Source organism: Labrenzia sp. 011 (assembly GCF_003075075.1).
GTDB lineage: Bacteria > Pseudomonadota > Alphaproteobacteria > Rhizobiales > Stappiaceae > Roseibium.
This window is the reverse complement of the sequence record NZ_QCYM01000023.1, coordinates 47,949-64,487: the sequence shown is the minus strand read 5'-3', so window position 1 is coordinate 64,487 and position 16,539 is coordinate 47,949. Positions and strand designations below refer to the sequence as shown.

Here is a 16,539-nt window from a genome sequence, read left to right as displayed (position 1 = left end):
ATAGTCAGTACGTGAATACTCGTAATTTACTTCAAGATGATTTATCAAGCTTTGTATGTCTTAATGTTACGACGACCACCAGTATGTAAACGTAAGTAGTCACCGGCAGCGTCAACTGTGTATAAGAGACAGCTCCAACCCACTTCCTCTGAGGTAATTCCGCACTGAGCCGCAGCGACGTATGCCAGAGGCTCCCTCTAAGTACGATGGAGCGGCATGAACGAGATGAAGAACGTGCCTATACCCCTCCCATGTATGGAGATAATGATTGGCCCAAAGCTCGGACTGTATGGCACCGCATGGCATTCAATTTTAACGGCCATTTTTCAGCTTCTCCGCACTCCGATCTGAGCGGTTCACGGATCAGCTTCAAAACAAATCTGATACGAGACTGGCACAATCATTTTTGGTTGTAAATAACCCGATGATCGCACTATTAAATTGTATTTGAAAATATAAAACGGCGGTATTTGGCTATTATTCGGGCTTCCCTGGCCGAGCGCACCTCAACGTAACGTAACGTTTTTCCTGGGATTGTCGCAAGTTTCGTCGGCAGACGGAGGCCTTCCGTTTTGGGAATGACTGGCGGAACCAGGCAGATATCTGCAAAGCAGATCCAGCGCGAACGGTCGTTCCCCGAATGGGCCGAGACAAAGGTGGTTTCGGCCGATGGACTATCTCGCCGGCAGAAGGCTCGTCGAGACTTCTGCCGGTGCTGGAAAGCCCCGGCAGAAATCGTGTTTGGCATCGGTGGATGCCGCAACGTGGCCGGAGGCGCATCAGACCCCTGGGATGCAGGGATCAGGCGCTCAGGGAACGCCGCCGGAAAATCGGCTGGATCAGCCGGCGGTACGCCAGGGCAAATCCCGTATAGAACAGGAAGACCGCGGCCAGAGAGGAAAGACCCGCCAGGGTCTGGCCGAAAACGCCATAAACTTCGCCCGTGTGCAGGAAGCGGAGAAAGACGCGGACACGCCTGCCGAGCGGCTGGTCGTCCACGCTGCTGGTGGCAAGAATGTCGCCGGTCACTCGGGAAACGGTATAGGTCTTCTGCCGCGCCAGTTGCGCGCCATTCCCCGTATCCACCGTGACGAGGACAGAATCTTCCTGGTCTTTCGGGAGCTTGATCGAAAGGGTTCGCCATGCGGGTTCAGTCTCCCGGAGCATGTCGGCGATGGCCTGAAAACTGACCGGGTCGCCGACAGCCCCTTGCTGGTCTTGCCGCTGGTCGGATGCGACCTGGCCTGGCTGGAGCGGGGATGCGGGCCCGAATGCGGTGGCCACAAGGTTACTTGCCCAGGGATAGGAGATCACGACTCCGGACAGCACGACCGCAAGAAGCGGCACGAGCGCCCAGATCCCGAAGACGTGGTGCCAGTTATAGTCGCGCGCCTTGGCAGTCGGCAGGTTTCTGCGAAAAAGAAGATTGAGCTTGACGACCCTCCAGGTCCATTTCCTTGGCCACCAAAGATAGATTCCCGAGACCAGGATGAAGAAAAAACCGAGATTGGCGGCACCGGTGATGGCCCGGCCCAGCTGCCGGCTTTTACCCGACAGGGCCAGCCACCGGTGCAGACCGGTGACCCCGCCGAAAAAGGCTTTCGTGGTTTGCGCCGCATCATCGAGTGGAGCCCCGGAGTAGGGGTCGAGAAGGTGGGTCTCCCGCCGGCTGACCGAGAGTTCGACCGGTGTGCGGTCACCATTCGAGAAGACCAGCGAATTTCCGGGTTGAGCGCCGCTTGCAAGGGCCGCACGCACCATCTCGTCCGCGGTGAGCGGCCGGACACCTGACGACGCGTCCACCGCGTGCTGTTCCATATGGGCGATGATCTGCCGTTCGTAGGTCAGCAGCACACCCGTGGCCGACATCAACAGGATTACCAGTCCGAAGGTGATGCCGACAACGAGATGTGACCAGAAAACAATGCGTTTGAATGACATGGCGTCACGACGGTCCTGTTTCGACTGAAGATGGGAGGGCATCTTGCGGTGAACGCCCACGCTCGCAGGGCTAGCGGCGTATTTTCCCGGTGTCAAAGACCCGGGACCGCATCGCCGCTGCAGAATTGTAACCGATTGTCGCGTGGGACTGAGACCGGAAAGTCCGGATCATGCCGAAGAGCCTGATTGCGGAGTACAATTCCACGGCGGGCTACCGGCAGTGCGGGCAGTTGCATCGGGTGGTTACATTTTCCCGGCTGCCTGACACCGGAAGAGACGCACCGGATCCTGAAAGAGGAAGGGCTCCGATCCTTCGCAGGAGATCGGAGCCCGGCGTTGTTTCGTCTGGATCTGCCTGGACGTTATGCCGCCGCCACGGCCTCCAGGAAGCGTTCGATTTCCGCCCGCATTTCCTCGGTGATGTGAACGGCTTCACCGGCCTTCACCTTTACCGTTTCCGAAGAGGTGTTGGTTTCGGTGACCGCATGGTCCAGCTGGCTGATGTTGCCGACCATGCTTTTGGTCTGCTGCGCGGCGCCCTGAATGTTGCGGCTGATTTCCGAGGTCACGGCGGTCTGCTCCGTGACGGCGCTGGCGATGGCGGTGGTGTAGTCGTTGACATCGTTCATTGTCGCGGAAATCCCCTTCATCGCGTTGACGGCCGCTTCGGTCGAGGTCTGAATGCCGCCGATCTGGCTGGAGATTTCTTCCGTGGCGTTGGAGGTCTGAGTCGCCAGTTCCTTGACTTCCGCGGCAACCACCGCAAAGCCCCTTCCGGCTTCACCCGCACGGGCCGCCTCGATGGTCGCGTTCAGTGCCAGCAGGTTTGTCTGCTCGGCGATCGCCTGGATGAGGGTGACGACCTCGCCGATCTTGCCGGCGGCCGTTGCCAGGCCGGAGATCGTCTGGTTGGTATCCTCGACACCGGTGGTCGCCTGGCCGATGACACCCGTGGTGCGCTCGACCTGCTGGGCGATTTCCTTGGTCGAGGATTCCAGTTCTTCGGTGGCCGCCGCGACGGATTCCACGTTGGAGGCGGCTTCCTCCGACGCATGGGTTGCCCCTTCCGCCTGGCTCGCACTCGAGGAGGCTGCGCTTTCCAGAACGGACGCCGTGTCCTGCAGTTCGCCGTTCACCTGGGTGACGGCGGACAGCATTTCCGCCGATCTGGTCCTGAAATCGGCAATCAGGGTTTCGATCCTGTTCTGGCGGTGATTCTGGTTCTCGTCCTCGCGGGACTTGGCTTCTTCCAGCTCCACCTGCGCCCGCCTGTTGGCACAGCACACGTCGAGGGCGCGGGCAATATTGCCGACCTCGTCGCTACGCGTCATGCCCTGGACCTCCTGGTTCGCATTGCCTTCGGCAAGTTCGGAGATCTGGTTGGTCACCACCTGCAGCGGCGCGAAGACATTGCGGTTCGCGTAAAGGATACCGGCCGCCACGATGGCCAGCAGGGCGATTGCCGCGCCGGTGCCGAGGATCCGTCCGAAATTGCGGATGGCCGTATAGGGGGCCTGGTCGATGGCGAGAATGCCCGACGCGGCGTTCTCACCGGAAAAATCCGTAAGGGTGAGGGCGTCGAGATGGTACCGGCCACTCGCATCCGTCACGGAACCGGCGGCAATATCCGCCAGGACGGCCTCAGGGTCCATCCCGTCAGGGAGTTGCGACCCGATGACCTTCATGCCGTCAGGAGTGTCGATGAGGACGGCAAGCGGCACGCCGGTTTCGGCGGTGAACTGTTCCACGAATTTTTCATGGAAGCTCAGACCGAATTCCACCGAGCCCACATGGGATCCGTCGTGAATGATCGGGGCAATACCCCGGTTTCCAAGGCCCGCGACGCCTTTTTCAAGGCCGGAAATCGGTTCACCCCGCGTGTTGGTCGCCACCACCGTGTGCCGGAAGCTGGAAAGGTCGTCCCCGAATTTTTCCGGCTTGTGTACTCTCAGGAAGCTTTCGGCCGGCGGCAGGTGGAACTGGAACTGACGGATGTCGTAGCTCTTTTTCAGGGCGCCGAAGGCCGGAACGAATTCGGCGGCGAGACCCTCCCGGTCCCCGGCGGCCAGTTTTTCCTGGACACCCTTCTGGCCCGCGACGACCGCCGCCATCAGCAGGGCTTGCCGGCTGTCCGCCTGAATGCGCGACAGCAGGGTCCGTTCCGCAGAAGTCACCTCCCGGGCGAGAGCCATGTCGGTCAGCCTGGAGGTCAGCAACTCGCTGATTGAAAATGCCGCGCCGGCGCCGAGCAGCGCCAGAACAACAAACAATACGGTCAATTTCGCCCTGATGGTCTTCATGGTTTCTCCGATCCTTTGGCGAAAAGATGGAAAAAGGAGCTGAAGGATCTGTTAAATTTGGCAATGCCAAGGCGAAAATTTGGCAATTTTCCGGATGACTATAGGTAATTTTCCGGAGGTTACATATTCAAATATGCAAATGAAATGATATGTGCGGTAAATCGGCATGAGAATTCTGCCGAAGATTTGCCCGTACGGACGCCTGCGCAACTGAGTCGTTTGACCGGAGCAATCCGAAGGTCAGGGGCCGCAACGCGTTTTGCCGGCGATGACCCGATGCGCCTTCCGAAAGTCAGACCACCCGCAGATCCGGCTGCATCTTGCCGCCAAGCGCCGAACGGGGCGCGATCGCGTTCTGCAGCAGGTCGTTGAGATGCACCTCAAGATAGTCGACGATGGGCGATTGCGTCTTCGACTGGGTGTATATGGCCAGTTCGGTCGACGGCAGGCTCGGAAAGCCGTTGTGTTCCTTGAGGATCTTGAATCCGTCCAGCACGGCCCCCGAAGGCAGGCAGCTGACGCCGGCTCCCGACAGGACCGCCACCTGGGCGGCGGCGACGCTTGTCGTGGTGATACGTTCGTACCATTGCTTGCCGGCGCGGGCCAGGGCGCTGAAGGCCAGCTCCCGGAACGGACAGGGCTCGGGGAAAAGGATCAGGGGAAGCGGGTCCGTCAGCGGGCAGGAGTCGCTCACTACCCAGTGCAGGGGCTCCTCGACGATCCCGCCCGGCTTGGCCCTGGAGGGCGAGACCAGCGCGATGGCCAGGTTGATCTCGTTGTTCGACAGCATCTCGTGCAGCGTCGCGCTGTCCGCGACCGTCATCTCCAGCTTCACGTTGGGATGGATCTTGACGAAATTGCAGAAGATCGATTGCAATTGCCCGGTCGCATACCATTCCGGCAGTCCCACATGCACGGTCCCGGTCAGCTCCGGTGCCGACAGACGCAGGCGCGCCTCTTCATGGGATTTGAGTATGTCGGTGGCGTGCTGGTAGAGTATCCGTCCGGCTGCCGTCAGGTTCATGGTGCGGGCGTTGCGCTCGATCAGCGGCTTGCCGACCCGCTCCTCCAGACGTCTGAGCTGTGTGCTGACGCAGGGCTGGGTACGGTTCAGTTTCGAGCCGGCGTGGGTCACATTGCCTGCTTCCGCTACAGCGACGAAGGCTTCCAGCAACTCGATATTGAAACGGCCGATGGTCATGTTTCAGTGTCTCCGCTTTGACGCAAAACCACGGTTTGGCTGAAATCCGCAATTCGGTTTCGCGCAAGCATAACGTTCTATTATGGGGTGCTGCAATTATAAATTTACCCCTCGAAAAAAAATCCCGTAATCCGGGTGTCTCATTCGTCAAAGCGGGGATCCGACATGACACTAGCCCTTACAGCCGATCAGACGGACTTTCTGGAAGCAAGTGAACCCCTCCTGTCGCTACAGCACAGAGTGCACCGGACGATAGCAAGTCACACGGAGTTCAGTCTCGACCGCATCGTCACGCAGGATAACAGGGTGAAATACACCAATGCCGGGCGGCGGGAGCATGCCACGGACCATCTTGACGAAGTGTTCAGGCTCATGCGCGAGCTGAACCTGGCCGGGATCGGTTCCCCGGGGCTGGGCCGGCTCGGCGAGCAGGGCACGTCCTTCCGCGACGCGCTGGTCCAGATCTGCTCGAAAATCGCGCAGATCTGCGGGTCGGGACCGCTGATCTATGTCGAGCTCGGCCCCGAGCCGATCAAGACCGGGTTCATTCTCAGAACCCTGATGGATCTGGGCGTCGTCATAGACCGCTATATCGCCGTGGACATCAATCCGATGTCCGTCTCGCACATGCGGCCGGCCCTGCAGGAAATTCTGCCCGACACCCCGCTGGAGTTCATTACCACGAGCTTCGACGCCTTCCGGCTGAGCGATGCCGTCGAGGACGGCGGCCTCCCGGCACTTGTCACCATGCTGGGCTTTCAGGAGGGCAACGACGACCCCTACACCGTGAACGGGTGGCTGCGCGATATCGCGCGCCCCGGAGATCTCCTGTTGTCGGAAAGCCAGCTCTATGCGGCCCCGCAGATCGGCAAGATACCGGAATTCTATGCCCATCCCGCCATGCAGCGGTTTTCACGCATTGCTTTCGAGCAGGCGGTCGACGGCACCGCGCCGTCCATGAACAGGTTCTTTCTGCTTCCGGTTCCGTTCCAGGACGGGCGCACGGCCCAGGTCGCCGTTCTCGGTGAGGAGTTTTCCGGTACAATCAATGGAAGAAACTTGCACGTTTCCAACTTCTGCCTGAAATTGACCCTCGAGCAGTACCGCCACTACCGGCGGCACGGCGGATTTTTCGAGATTGCCGGCGAGACCCTCACTGATGACGAGACACTTCATTTCCAGCTCTCACGCCGAACATAACGGGCTTGCCGCAAGCACCGGGAGCGTGACAGCCGCGGGGCTTGCCATCGTGGCGGTGACCTACGGCCTGGCCCGCTACTGCTTCGGCCTGTTCCTGCCGGACATCCGGCTGGAATTCGGTCTGTCGACGGAAATGATCGGCCTGATCGCCGGGGCATCCTATCTGGGCTATCTGGCGGCGACCTTCGCCGGTTCCTGGCTGTCCACGGCCATCGGCCCCCGGCTGCCGATCGTTCTGGGCGGCCTTGCGGCGGCGTCGGGCATGGCGATCATCGCAGTGTCTCCGGATCCCTGGATCCTCGCGCTCGGGGTTTTCATCGCCGGGACGAGCCCGGGCCTGTCCTATCCGCCCTTTTCCGACGTGATTGTCCGTCATACGGAATTGCCCCGCCAGAATTCCGTCTATGCCTGGATCAATTCGGGAACCGGTTTCGGCGTTGCCTTCGCAGGGCCGCTCGCCCTTTTCGCGGGCGAAAACTGGCGTCTGGCCTGGTTGACCTTCGCGGTCCTGGCGCTGGCCGTTACCGTCTGGAACATGTTCACCCTGCCGGGCGGGTCCGCCAGGCCGGTTTCGTCGGCGGCGGGATCCGTCAGGTACCTGTTTCACAAGGCCGCCCGGCCGCTGTTTGCCGCGGCCCTGCTCTTCGGCGTTCTGACCGCGGTCTTCTGGACCTACGCCGTCGAACTGTTATGGACGCTGACGGGCAATCCCCGTGATGCGGTCCTGTTCTGGATCGTGCTCGGGATTGCCGGCGTGACCGGCTGCTTTGCCGGAGGGCTCGTCAACAGATGGGGGCTGCGCCGCACCTATCTGGTGCTGGCGCTTGCCGTCGGTGCCGCCATAGGCGCCTTGCCGCTGATGATCGGTACCCGACTCGGCATTTACCTGTCCGCGGCCTGCTTCGGCACCGGCTTCATCGTGATGACGGCCCTGTTCGGCATGTGGAGCATGCGGATTTTCCGGGAAACCCCGTCCATCGGCTTCGGCTTTACCTTCTTTCTGCTGTCTCTCGGACAGGGCCTCGGCCCGGTGATCGGCGGATTCATGATCCCCGTGATCGGCCATTCTGCGCTTTTCGTGGCGGCGGGCCTTCTGTGTTGCGGACTGACATTGTTCAAAATACCGGAATGAGCAGAAAGCCGGGCATAACACCGCATTATGGTGGCGATCATCCGTATAACCGCTATTTGCTGGCATTCTCAAAGATTGTAAGCATCATTAAAGCACGTATTGATTGATAGGGAATTTGCGGTTGGAACCCATGATTGTATCCTCGGAAAGAAAAAAAGACGTCAAACTCGACATGGCGCTTTGCCGCGCGATGTTCGAAAAGGATCCGGACAGAATGATCGAACTGGTTTCCGAATGGATGGAAGCCAACCGGCTGGAGACGAGCGACAGGTTCCGTGTTCCCAGGTATCTGGACGACATGCTTTCCCGCACCAGCGGTTATTCCGGAAACTGGCGCCGCACCCTCGCCTCCTGAGGCTGACCGGGACGGCTGCCTTGCTGCTTCCGGTTCTCCGGGATGCCGGCTCCTGAGGGGGCCACGGGTATCTGTGAGACGTGCCGACCGGTGCTGAATTCGGGCCTTTGCCGCGAGGCCGACGAGCCGGGGCGGCATCAGGTTCCGCTTTTGTTCTTGCTTCTTTTGCTGTTGTGTGCTTGTTTTGACCACACTTTCCACGTGAGCCTTTTTGAAGATTTCGGAATGGTCAGCAAGGTAACGACGGTCGCGTTTCAGGGTATCGAGGCGGTTCCGGTGGACGTGCAGGTGCATGTCGGTCCGGGCATGGTGGCCTTCACCATCGTCGGCCTGCCCGACAAGGCGGTGGCCGAAAGCCGGGAGCGTGTCCGCGCCGCCCTGTCCGCCTCCGGCCTGGCACTGCCGGCCAAGCGTGTGACCGTCAATCTGGCCCCCGCCGACCTGCCCAAGGAAGGCTCCCATTACGACCTTCCGATCGCGCTGGGCGTCATGGCCGCCATCGGGGCGATACCTGCGGAATTTCTGGCCGACTTCGTGGTGCTGGGGGAACTCGGCCTCGATGGCACACTGGCGCCCGTCGCCGGCGTTCTACCCGCCGCCATGGGCGCGAATGCCCTCGGCAAGGGACTGATCTGCCCCGAGGCAAGCGGCGGCGAGGCCGCCTGGGCCGATGCCGAGATGGACATTCTCGCGCCCCGTTCCCTCATCCAGCTCGCCAACCATTTCAAGGGCACGCAGGTGCTCTCCCGTCCCGCGGCGAAGCTTCAGGGGCCTGCGGGCGACATGCCGGACCTTGCCGAGGTCAGGGGCCAGGAAAGCGCGCGCCGTGCCCTGGAAATCGCCGCGTCCGGTGGCCACAATCTGCTGATGACCGGTCCTCCGGGCTCCGGAAAATCCATGCTGGCGAGCCGGCTTCCCTCGATCCTGCCGCCGCTGACCCCGCGCGAGCTCCTGGAGGTCTCGATGATTGCCTCGCTGGCCGGGGAACTGGCCGAAGGCAAGCTCACCGACCGGCGGCCGTTCCGCGCGCCCCATCATTCCGCGTCCATGGCCGCCCTCGTCGGTGGTGGCCTGAGGGCCCGGCCGGGGGAAGTCTCGCTCGCCCACAACGGTGTGCTGTTTTTGGACGAGTTGCCGGAATTCAATCCGCAGGTGCTCGACAGCCTGCGCCAGCCGCTGGAAACCGGCGAGGCGGTGATTGCCCGCGCCAATCACCGGGTCACCTATCCGGCCCGTATCCAGCTGATCGCCGCCATGAATCCCTGCCGCTGCGGCCATGCGGGGGAACCCGGCCACCAGTGCCGCCGGGGCGAGCGCTGCGTGACCGACTATCAGGCCCGGGTGTCCGGACCCTTCCTCGACCGGATCGACCTGCGGATCGAGGTTCCTGCCGTCACCGCCGCCGATCTGATCGGCCCGGCCGAGGGCGAGTCGTCCGCCGTGGTGGCCGGGCGCGTCGCCGAGGCCCGCAGGATACAGGAACAGCGTTTTCTCGATCTCGGCGTGTCCTGCCGGACCAATGCCCAGGCTCCTGCCGCCATTGTCGAGACCATGGCAAGGACGGACGATCAGGGCCTGGCCTTTCTGCGCCAGGCTGCCGAAACCCTGCAGCTCAGCGCCCGCGGCTATCACCGCGTCCTGAAACTGGCCCGCACCCTTGCCGATCTCGACGGAAGGGACAGCGTCAGCCGTATCCATCTGGCCGAGGCGATGAGTTATCGCGGCCAGGACATGTCGCGCCGCGCGGCATAGCGGGTCCGGCCCGCCCAGCCGGCATCCCTGGCAAGGGCAAGGGGAACCACGCCCCGGGAGCACCATATTAAAGTCTGTAACCCCGGGTTTTCAGGTTATGCTGTGCGCGACCTCCTCAAACATTGGAATCAGACCATGGCTCAACCGCCTCGCCGACATACCAGCGCCATCGAAAGGGCCGAGTCCCTGTTCAAGTCGGTAACGACGAAGCCGGTCGAAGAGGCGCCCAAAGCCTCCCGCCCGGCGATCCCCGTGGGCAAGGAAACGGTCTCCGTGCGCCTCGATCGGGACGTTCTGGCGCATTTTCAGGAAGACGGCCCCGGCTGGCAGGAGCGCATCAACGCAGCGCTCAGGCAGGCCGCCGGTCTGAGCTAGAGCCTGGCGCGTTTGAGCCAATTCCTGGCTTCAGGAAGACGCCCCGGGCAGCGTTCGCAGCGCAAATACATGCGGGTGATTTTCTGAATTCAGTTCAGCGCGACATACTCTGGGGACCATTCGCGACACTGGGGTGCCCGGCCGCGCCGCGGTGACCGGCGCGGCTGTTCGCAGGTCGTCAGGCCGGCGCCTTGTTGCCTGTATAATTCAGCATCCAGGGGGTGCCGTAGCGATCGGTGAACATGGCGAAGCGCTCCGCCCAGAAGGTTTCGTCCGGCGGCATCTCGACGGACCGCGCATCCCTGGCGAGTGCGTCGTACACGTGGCCGAAATCTTCACGTGAGGACGGGGAGATCGACACCCGGAACCCCTGCGGCACGCTGTACATGTCTTCGCAATTGTCGGACGCCATGACGGTCGCCCCACCCAGGGTGACGCTCATGTTCATGATCATGTCGGCGCCGCCGGGCATCCGGCTGCCGTCGTCGGGGGCGTCTCCATTGCGGAAGACGTAGCCGATCGTGCCGCCGAGCACCTCTGCGTAGTGGGTCATGGCTTCAAGACAGGTGCCGTTGAAGAACAGATAGATCGTCGGTTCCATTATTTTCCTCCAGAAATCTGCGTCTGTTTTCAGGTCAATGCGACCTGAGGAGATGTTTCCGCGCCGCCCTGACGCCAGACACATACCAACCAGTTGGTATGTTGGTCAACCGGTTTGTTCCCCTGGGAAGGGCACTGAAGGCAGCAGGCTTTCACGAGCGCCGAATCGGTGTTCTAGTGACGTATTGGTTCACGTCAGGAGCGAGTGCGGCATGGCATCGGATGGAGAAACTCACGGCTACGAAGGCGGGCGGCTGAACCTGCCCTTTGTCGGGATCTGCACGTTCGGAAAATATCCCTATCAGTCGGATTGGGAGGCCATCGACGCGGATGTCGCCGTGATGGGCGCGCCTTTCGACATGGGTACCCAGTGGCGTTCGGGCGCCCGCATGGGCCCAAGGGCCATCAGGGAGTCCTCGACCCTCTTTTCCTTCGGCCATGCCGGCGCTTATGACTTCGAGGACGACATCACCTATCTGCCGGCGGAAACGACGCGCATCGTCGATATCGGCGATGCGGATATCGTCCACACCGATACGGTCGAAAGCCACAGACGGATCGAGTTCGGCGTACGCAGGATCCTGCAGGCGGGCGCCCTGCCCGTGGTGCTCGGGGGCGATCACTCGGTGAACATTCCCTGCATCAACGCCTTCGACGGCCAGGAACCGATCCATGTGGTGCAGATCGATGCGCATCTGGATTTTGTCGACGAACGCCACGGCGTGCGCTACGGCCACGGCAACCCCATGCGCCGGGCGGCGGAAAAACCCTATGTGACGGGTCTTTCCCAGATAGGCATCCGCAATGTCTCGTCAACGGCGCGCGATGGCTACGAGGATGCCCGCCGCATGGGGTCGGACATCCAGTCCGTGCGCCATGTGCGCAGGCTCGGGATTGACGGCATGCTGGCGCGTATCCCGGAGGGCGCGCGCTACTATCTGACCATCGACATCGACGCCTTCGATCCCTCCATCGCCCCGGGCACGGGAACGCCCAGCCATGGCGGGTTCCTGTATTACGAGGTGCTGGAACTGATCGACGGACTCGCCAGGCGCGGGTCCATCGTCGGCATCGATCTGGTGGAGGTCGCCCCGGACTACGATCCGACCGGCTCCACCGGCACCCTGGCCGCGCAGCTTCTGATGAACACCATCGGCAGGGTTCTGCACCACCGGCGAGGATAACCGGCGCTCACCGGATCTGCAGTGGCCCGCGGATCACAGTCCTTCGAACAGCGCCGTGGACAGATAGCGTTCGGCGAAGGACGGAATGATCACGACGATGTTCTTGCCCGCCATGTCCTCCCGCTTGCCGACGCGGATGGCCGCGGTCAGGGCGGCACCGGAGGAAATGCCGACCGGCACGCCCTCGGTCCTGGCGATTTCGCGGGCCATGGCGAAGGCGTCCTCATTGGCGACGGTCTGCACTTCATCGTAGACCGATGTATCCAGCACGGAGGGAACGAAGCCCGCGCCGATGCCCTGGATCTTGTGCGGACCCGGCTGGCCGCCGGACAGGATCGGGCTGTCCGCAGGCTCGACGGCAACCACATGCAGGTCGGGATTGCGCTGCTTGAGCACCTGGGACACCCCGGTGATCGTGCCGCCGGTGCCGATGCCGGACACGAACGCGTCCACCTTGCCGTCCGTGTCGTTCCAGATTTCCTCCGCCGTGGTGGTGCGGTGGATTTCCGGATTGGCGGGATTCTCGAACTGCTGCGGCATCACCGATCCCTCGATCTCGCCCAGCAGCTCCTCGGCACGGGCGATCGCGCCCTTCATGCCCTTCGGGCCTTCGGTCAGCTCCAGTTCCGCGCCCATGATCTTGAACATCTTGCGCCGCTCGACGGACATGGTCTCCGGCATCACCAGGATCAGCCGGTAGCCCTTGGCCGCGGCAACGAAGGCGAGCGCGATACCGGTATTGCCCGAGGTCGGCTCCACCAGCGTGGTCTTGCCCGGCACGATCCGGCCGTCCGCTTCCATGGCCTCGATCATGGCAACACCGATCCGGTCCTTGACGCTCGAGATCGGATTGAAGAATTCAAGCTTGGCCAGCAGGTTGCCCTTGACGCCGTGGGCCGCGGCGAGACGGTCCAGTCTCACCAGCGGCGTGTCGCCAATAGTGTCCGTGATGGAGGAATAGATCTTTCCGCGGCCGCTGGTCTTGATGGTCATCGATATCTCCCTGGAGCAACCTGCTCTTGTATGACAGCTCGGGAAAGCGGAAACCCGCGTATCCTGACTGCTTGGTGCGCTAAGATAATACGGCGGGCGGCAAGTTTTAAGGGGCGCAGAATGCCTTTGGGGTCATGCCGGTAAAACCATTTTCCGTAAAAGGCTCATGTTTTGGAAAACAGCAGTTCCGGCAACTCCGTCATGGCGGTAAAAAGCGTCGCGCCCGCTGCCCGCATCGCCTCCCGGTCGCAGGCCGGATCCTCGACGAAAGCGAAGGCGCGCATGCCGGCGGCCCCGGCCGCCAGGACGCCCGGCACACTGTCCTCGATGACGACGCAGGTCTCCGGACGATGGCCCATTGTCCGGGCGGCCAGAAGAAAGACGTCCGGGGCGGGTTTGCCGTGTTCACAATCCTCCGCCGAGAACAGTCTGTCCTTCAGCCGAGGCAACAGGCCGGAACTGCCCAGCGTGGTGTGCATCTTCCGGTATTTGCCCGAGGACGCGACACAATAGGGCACCGCCCGCCGGTCCAGGTCGTCCAGAACGGCCTCGATACCGTCAATGGCGTCCACTCCGGCTTCGAAGGCCTTCAGGTCGCGCAGGCGCACCTGATCCGGCCAGTCGGACGGCAGACTGCGGCCGGTCAGTTCCTCTACCATTTCCTGGATATTCTCCAGCGTCCGTCCCATGAACCGTCGCTGGGATTCCGGCCCGCTCATCGGATAGCCGAGTTCCGTGACGATGGCCGCCATGTTCCGGTTTGCGGCGCGTTCGGTGTCGACGAGAACGCCGTCGCAATCGAAAATGACAAGGTTCGGGGTCATGCTCATCTCTGTAAGGGGTCAGTTGCGGCCGGTGGAGCCGAAACCGCCGGCGCCGCGCGCCGTATCCGGCAGGGTTTCCGCCTCCCGGATTTGCGCCTGCAGAACGGGAGCGATCACCATCTGCGCGATCCGGTCTCCGCGACTGATCTCGAAAGACGTCTCGCCGAGATTGATCAGGATGACCTTCACCTCGCCGCGATAGTCGGCGTCGATCGTCCCGGGGGTGTTCAGAACGGTGACCCCGTGTTTGGCCGCAAGACCCGAACGCGGCCGCACCTGTGCCTCGAAGCCGGCCGGCAGTGCCATCGCAAGACCGGTGGGAACCAGCGCCCGCCCACCCGGTGCAAGCACCAGAGGTTCGTCCACGGCCGCCAGCAGGTCAAGCCCCGCCGCCAGATCGGACTGATAGGCGGGCAGCGGCAGATCCTTGCCATGGTCGAGGCGCTTCAGGTCGAGGGTTATGGTCATCTTCAGGTTCCGGCTGTTCTGGTCGGCTCGAGTGACGATATTCGTCGCGGACTGTCAAGAACGCAGCGGGCATGAAGACAGGAGAAACGTCAAAGGCCCTTGATGTCGCGACGTTCTCCTGAAACACTCCGGCTCATTGCCAGGGCCATGGGCCGTATTGGGAGACAAGCAATATGAGACAATTGATATTTGCGGTCACCGCCAGCTTGATGCTGGTGACCGCTCCGGCTGTCGCGCAGACCGTAGGGTTTGCCGAGGCCATCAAGATGCTGGGCGCAAGCTGCGGCAAGGACATCGAGACCTACTGCAAGTCGGCCACACTCGCGAACAACGGCATTACGCAGTGCCTTGAACAGAATCAGTCGAAAGTCTCCGCGAAATGCAATGCCGACCGGAAGGTCGTCATTTCGTTGATTTCGGAACGGCTCGCAGCCCAGGCGGCGGTTCCGCAAATCTGCAGCCGGGACATCGCGCAATATTGCAAGGGCGTCAAGGAAGGTGCCGGGCACATTCTGCGCTGCCTGCTGAAGGCAAAGCCTTCGGTCGGCGCGAAATGCAACACCGCCATTGATATGGCCGGGTACCGGTAACGCCGGGTTTTGGAGATTTCCCATGAAAACGTATCTTCTGGCCGGTCTTTCGGCCGCCATTCTTGCCGTATCCTGCACCGGCCTGGCCGCGCAGACCGAGTTGAACCGCAATGAGATCATCAACTCGCTTCAGGGCGCGCAGCAGGAAGTGAACCTGTCTGCGGATGAATTGCAGAAGGCGGCGATCGAGAACATTCAGAAATATCCCGGCGCCAACTCGCCGCACGATCTGCCCCTGGCGGACAAGCTGGCAAGCCTGCGCCAGTTCAACGTCGAAATCACGTTCGACTTCGATTCCGCCCGTATCCGTCCGGAATCCTATGAAACCGTCGGCGTGATCGCCGATGCGCTTCATACGCCGTATCTGCAGGGACAGACTTTCGTCATCGTCGGCCACACCGACGCGAAAGGAGCACGTCAGTACAATCTGGACCTGTCCATCAAGCGTGCGCAGGCGGTCCGCGAAGCACTGGTGACGACCTTCATGGTGCCGCCCCAGTATCTGTTCGCCGTCGGTCTCGGTGAAGAGCAGCTGCGCGATCCGTCCCAGCCCGACGCGGCAGTCAACCGGCGCGTCCAGTTGATCAATCTGGGCTTCAAATAACGTCTCGACAATCCGGGCGGGGCGCCGGTCAGTACGAAAGTCTGAACGAAGCGCCCTTGCCCGGGCTGATTGTTCAATATTCCGGAACAGGCAATTTCCGGAACCACGCCTAGCGGTGAACGCTCGGATCTCTATCTTTGGTGTGAAGAAATGGAGATCGAGGGTGTGAAATGGTGACTGACGATCAATCCGGTGGTGGCGCGGTTTTCCTGGCTCATGGCGCACCGTCTCTGGCGCTGGAGGACACGGCGGCCAGCCGCTTTCTGAAATCCTTTGCCGCCGGCCGGCCCCGGCCGGAATCGATCCTGATCCTCTCTCCGCACTGGGAAACGGAGGGTCTGAAACTGTCCGCTCCGGGTCCCCTGCGCACCTATCATGACTTCCGCGGCTTTCCGGCGCCCCTTTACGAGATTTCCTATCCTGCCGTGGCGGGAGAGGCCGAGGTCGGCGCGGTTGCGCATCTGCTTGAAGCCGGCGGTCATGATTTCCAGATGGACAGCCGCTGGGGGCTGGACCATGGCGCCTGGGTGCCCCTCTCCCTTGCCTTTCCGGATGCGGATATTCCCGTGACCGCCCTGTCCCTGCCGCACGACAGCACGCCGGCGACGCTTTTCGCGCTCGGCCGGATCCTTGCCCCCCTGAAGGAAAAGGGGGTTCTGATCGTCGGCTCGGGCAGCACCACCCACAATCTTGGCGAAATCCGGCCCCAGGGCTCAGCCGTGCCGGACTGGACGACCGGCTTCGACCGGTGGCTCGATAAAGGCCTGCAATCGGGCTCGATCGACTGGTTCGGTGAACTCGGCTCGGCACCGGACTTCCGGCGCAATCATCCCACCGAGGACCATCTTCTGCCGCTTTTCTTCGCCTTCGGCGCGGGCGGGCCGGAGACGACAGCGCAGCTCTTGCACCGGAGCTACGAATACGGCACGCTCAGCATGAGCTATTACGATTTCGCCCCGCGCAGCTGACCGCCATCTCCTGCGATTGGTCCTGTCCCGGCACTGAAGATTGATGCGGACG

16 protein-coding genes are annotated in these 16,539 nt (G+C 61.9%); 9 read left to right on the top strand and 7 right to left on the bottom strand.

Translation table 11 applies throughout. The features are described from left to right. Positions 1-801: 801 nt before the first annotated feature. The 3 genes from DCO57_RS19320 to DCO57_RS19310 form a co-directional block, all read right to left on the bottom strand. Positions 802-1,941 carry a PepSY-associated TM helix domain-containing protein gene (locus DCO57_RS19320; protein ID WP_165814789.1) on the bottom strand — a complete coding sequence of 380 codons (1,140 nt, stop codon included), beginning with the start codon at positions 1,939-1,941 and terminating at the stop codon, positions 802-804. Positions 1,942-2,303: 362 nt separating this feature from the next. Continuing rightward, complete coding sequence (locus DCO57_RS19315; RefSeq protein WP_116700551.1) at positions 2,304-4,241, bottom strand: cache domain-containing protein; 1,938 nt, start codon at positions 4,239-4,241, stop codon at positions 2,304-2,306. A gap of 292 nt (positions 4,242-4,533) precedes the next feature. Beyond that, entirely contained in the window at positions 4,534-5,442 is a 909-nt protein-coding gene (locus DCO57_RS19310; RefSeq protein WP_116700550.1) for a LysR family transcriptional regulator, read from the bottom strand. Positions 5,443-5,607: 165 nt separating this feature from the next. On the opposite strand from DCO57_RS19310, the gene DCO57_RS19305 reads away from it, so the two are divergent. The 5 genes from DCO57_RS19305 to DCO57_RS19285 all read left to right on the top strand — a co-directional run bounded on the left by DCO57_RS19305 (position 5,608) and on the right by DCO57_RS19285 (position 10,256). Continuing rightward, positions 5,608-6,642 carry a hypothetical protein gene (locus DCO57_RS19305; RefSeq protein ID WP_133192711.1) on the top strand — a complete coding sequence of 345 codons (1,035 nt, stop codon included), beginning with the start codon at positions 5,608-5,610 and terminating at the stop codon, positions 6,640-6,642. Continuing rightward, positions 6,602-7,774 carry an MFS transporter gene (locus tag DCO57_RS19300; RefSeq protein ID WP_116700548.1) on the top strand — a complete coding sequence of 391 codons (1,173 nt, stop codon included), beginning with the start codon at positions 6,602-6,604 and terminating at the stop codon, positions 7,772-7,774. Before DCO57_RS19305 ends, DCO57_RS19300 begins: the two co-directional genes overlap by 41 nt. Before the next feature lie 130 nt (positions 7,775-7,904). Further along, positions 7,905-8,129: a hypothetical protein gene (locus DCO57_RS19295; RefSeq protein WP_116700547.1), complete on the top strand. Its 225-nt coding sequence runs from the start codon at positions 7,905-7,907 to the stop codon at positions 8,127-8,129. A 225-nt stretch (positions 8,130-8,354) separates the two neighbouring features. Then, positions 8,355-9,881, top strand: coding sequence for a YifB family Mg chelatase-like AAA ATPase (locus tag DCO57_RS19290; protein WP_116700546.1), 1,527 nt, complete (start codon positions 8,355-8,357; stop codon positions 9,879-9,881). Positions 9,882-10,016: 135 nt separating this feature from the next. Then, positions 10,017-10,256, top strand: coding sequence for a BrnA antitoxin family protein (locus DCO57_RS19285; protein ID WP_116700545.1), 240 nt, complete (start codon positions 10,017-10,019; stop codon positions 10,254-10,256). Positions 10,257-10,434: 178 nt separating this feature from the next. On the opposite strand, the gene DCO57_RS19280 is transcribed toward DCO57_RS19285, so the two are convergent. After that, positions 10,435-10,857, bottom strand: coding sequence for a VOC family protein (locus DCO57_RS19280; protein ID WP_116700544.1), 423 nt, complete (start codon positions 10,855-10,857; stop codon positions 10,435-10,437). A gap of 211 nt (positions 10,858-11,068) precedes the next feature. Here DCO57_RS19280 and DCO57_RS19275 point away from each other — a divergent pair, with 211 nt between their 5' ends. Next, the gene (locus DCO57_RS19275) at positions 11,069-12,040 is read left to right on the top strand and encodes an agmatinase (protein ID WP_116700543.1); all 972 of its coding nucleotides are present in this window, start codon (positions 11,069-11,071) and stop codon (positions 12,038-12,040) included. Between the two features lie 33 nt (positions 12,041-12,073). On the opposite strand, the gene cysK is transcribed toward DCO57_RS19275, so the two are convergent. The 3 genes from cysK to dut form a co-directional block, all read right to left on the bottom strand. Continuing rightward, on the bottom strand, positions 12,074-13,033 hold the full coding sequence (gene cysK, locus DCO57_RS19270; RefSeq protein ID WP_116700542.1) for a cysteine synthase A: 960 nt from the start codon (positions 13,031-13,033) through the stop codon (positions 12,074-12,076). Positions 13,034-13,197: 164 nt separating this feature from the next. Further along, the gene (locus tag DCO57_RS19265; RefSeq protein WP_116700559.1) at positions 13,198-13,857 is read right to left on the bottom strand and encodes an HAD family phosphatase; all 660 of its coding nucleotides are present in this window, start codon (positions 13,855-13,857) and stop codon (positions 13,198-13,200) included. Between the two features lie 18 nt (positions 13,858-13,875). Next, a complete protein-coding gene (gene dut / locus DCO57_RS19260) occupies positions 13,876-14,331 on the bottom strand; it encodes a dUTP diphosphatase (RefSeq protein WP_116700541.1) in 456 nt (151 codons plus the stop codon). Between the two features lie 167 nt (positions 14,332-14,498). Here dut and DCO57_RS19255 point away from each other — a divergent pair, with 167 nt between their 5' ends. The 3 genes from DCO57_RS19255 (at position 14,499) to DCO57_RS19245 (ending at position 16,487) form a co-directional block, all read left to right on the top strand. Continuing rightward, a complete protein-coding gene (locus DCO57_RS19255) occupies positions 14,499-14,915 on the top strand; it encodes a hypothetical protein (protein WP_208978044.1) in 417 nt (138 codons plus the stop codon). 22 nt (positions 14,916-14,937) lie between these two features. Further along, on the top strand, positions 14,938-15,519 hold the full coding sequence (locus DCO57_RS19250; protein ID WP_116700540.1) for an OmpA family protein: 582 nt from the start codon (positions 14,938-14,940) through the stop codon (positions 15,517-15,519). Positions 15,520-15,689: 170 nt separating this feature from the next. Continuing rightward, a complete protein-coding gene (locus tag DCO57_RS19245; protein ID WP_116700539.1) occupies positions 15,690-16,487 on the top strand; it encodes a class III extradiol ring-cleavage dioxygenase in 798 nt (265 codons plus the stop codon). The last annotated feature ends 52 nt before the right edge of the window (positions 16,488-16,539 follow it).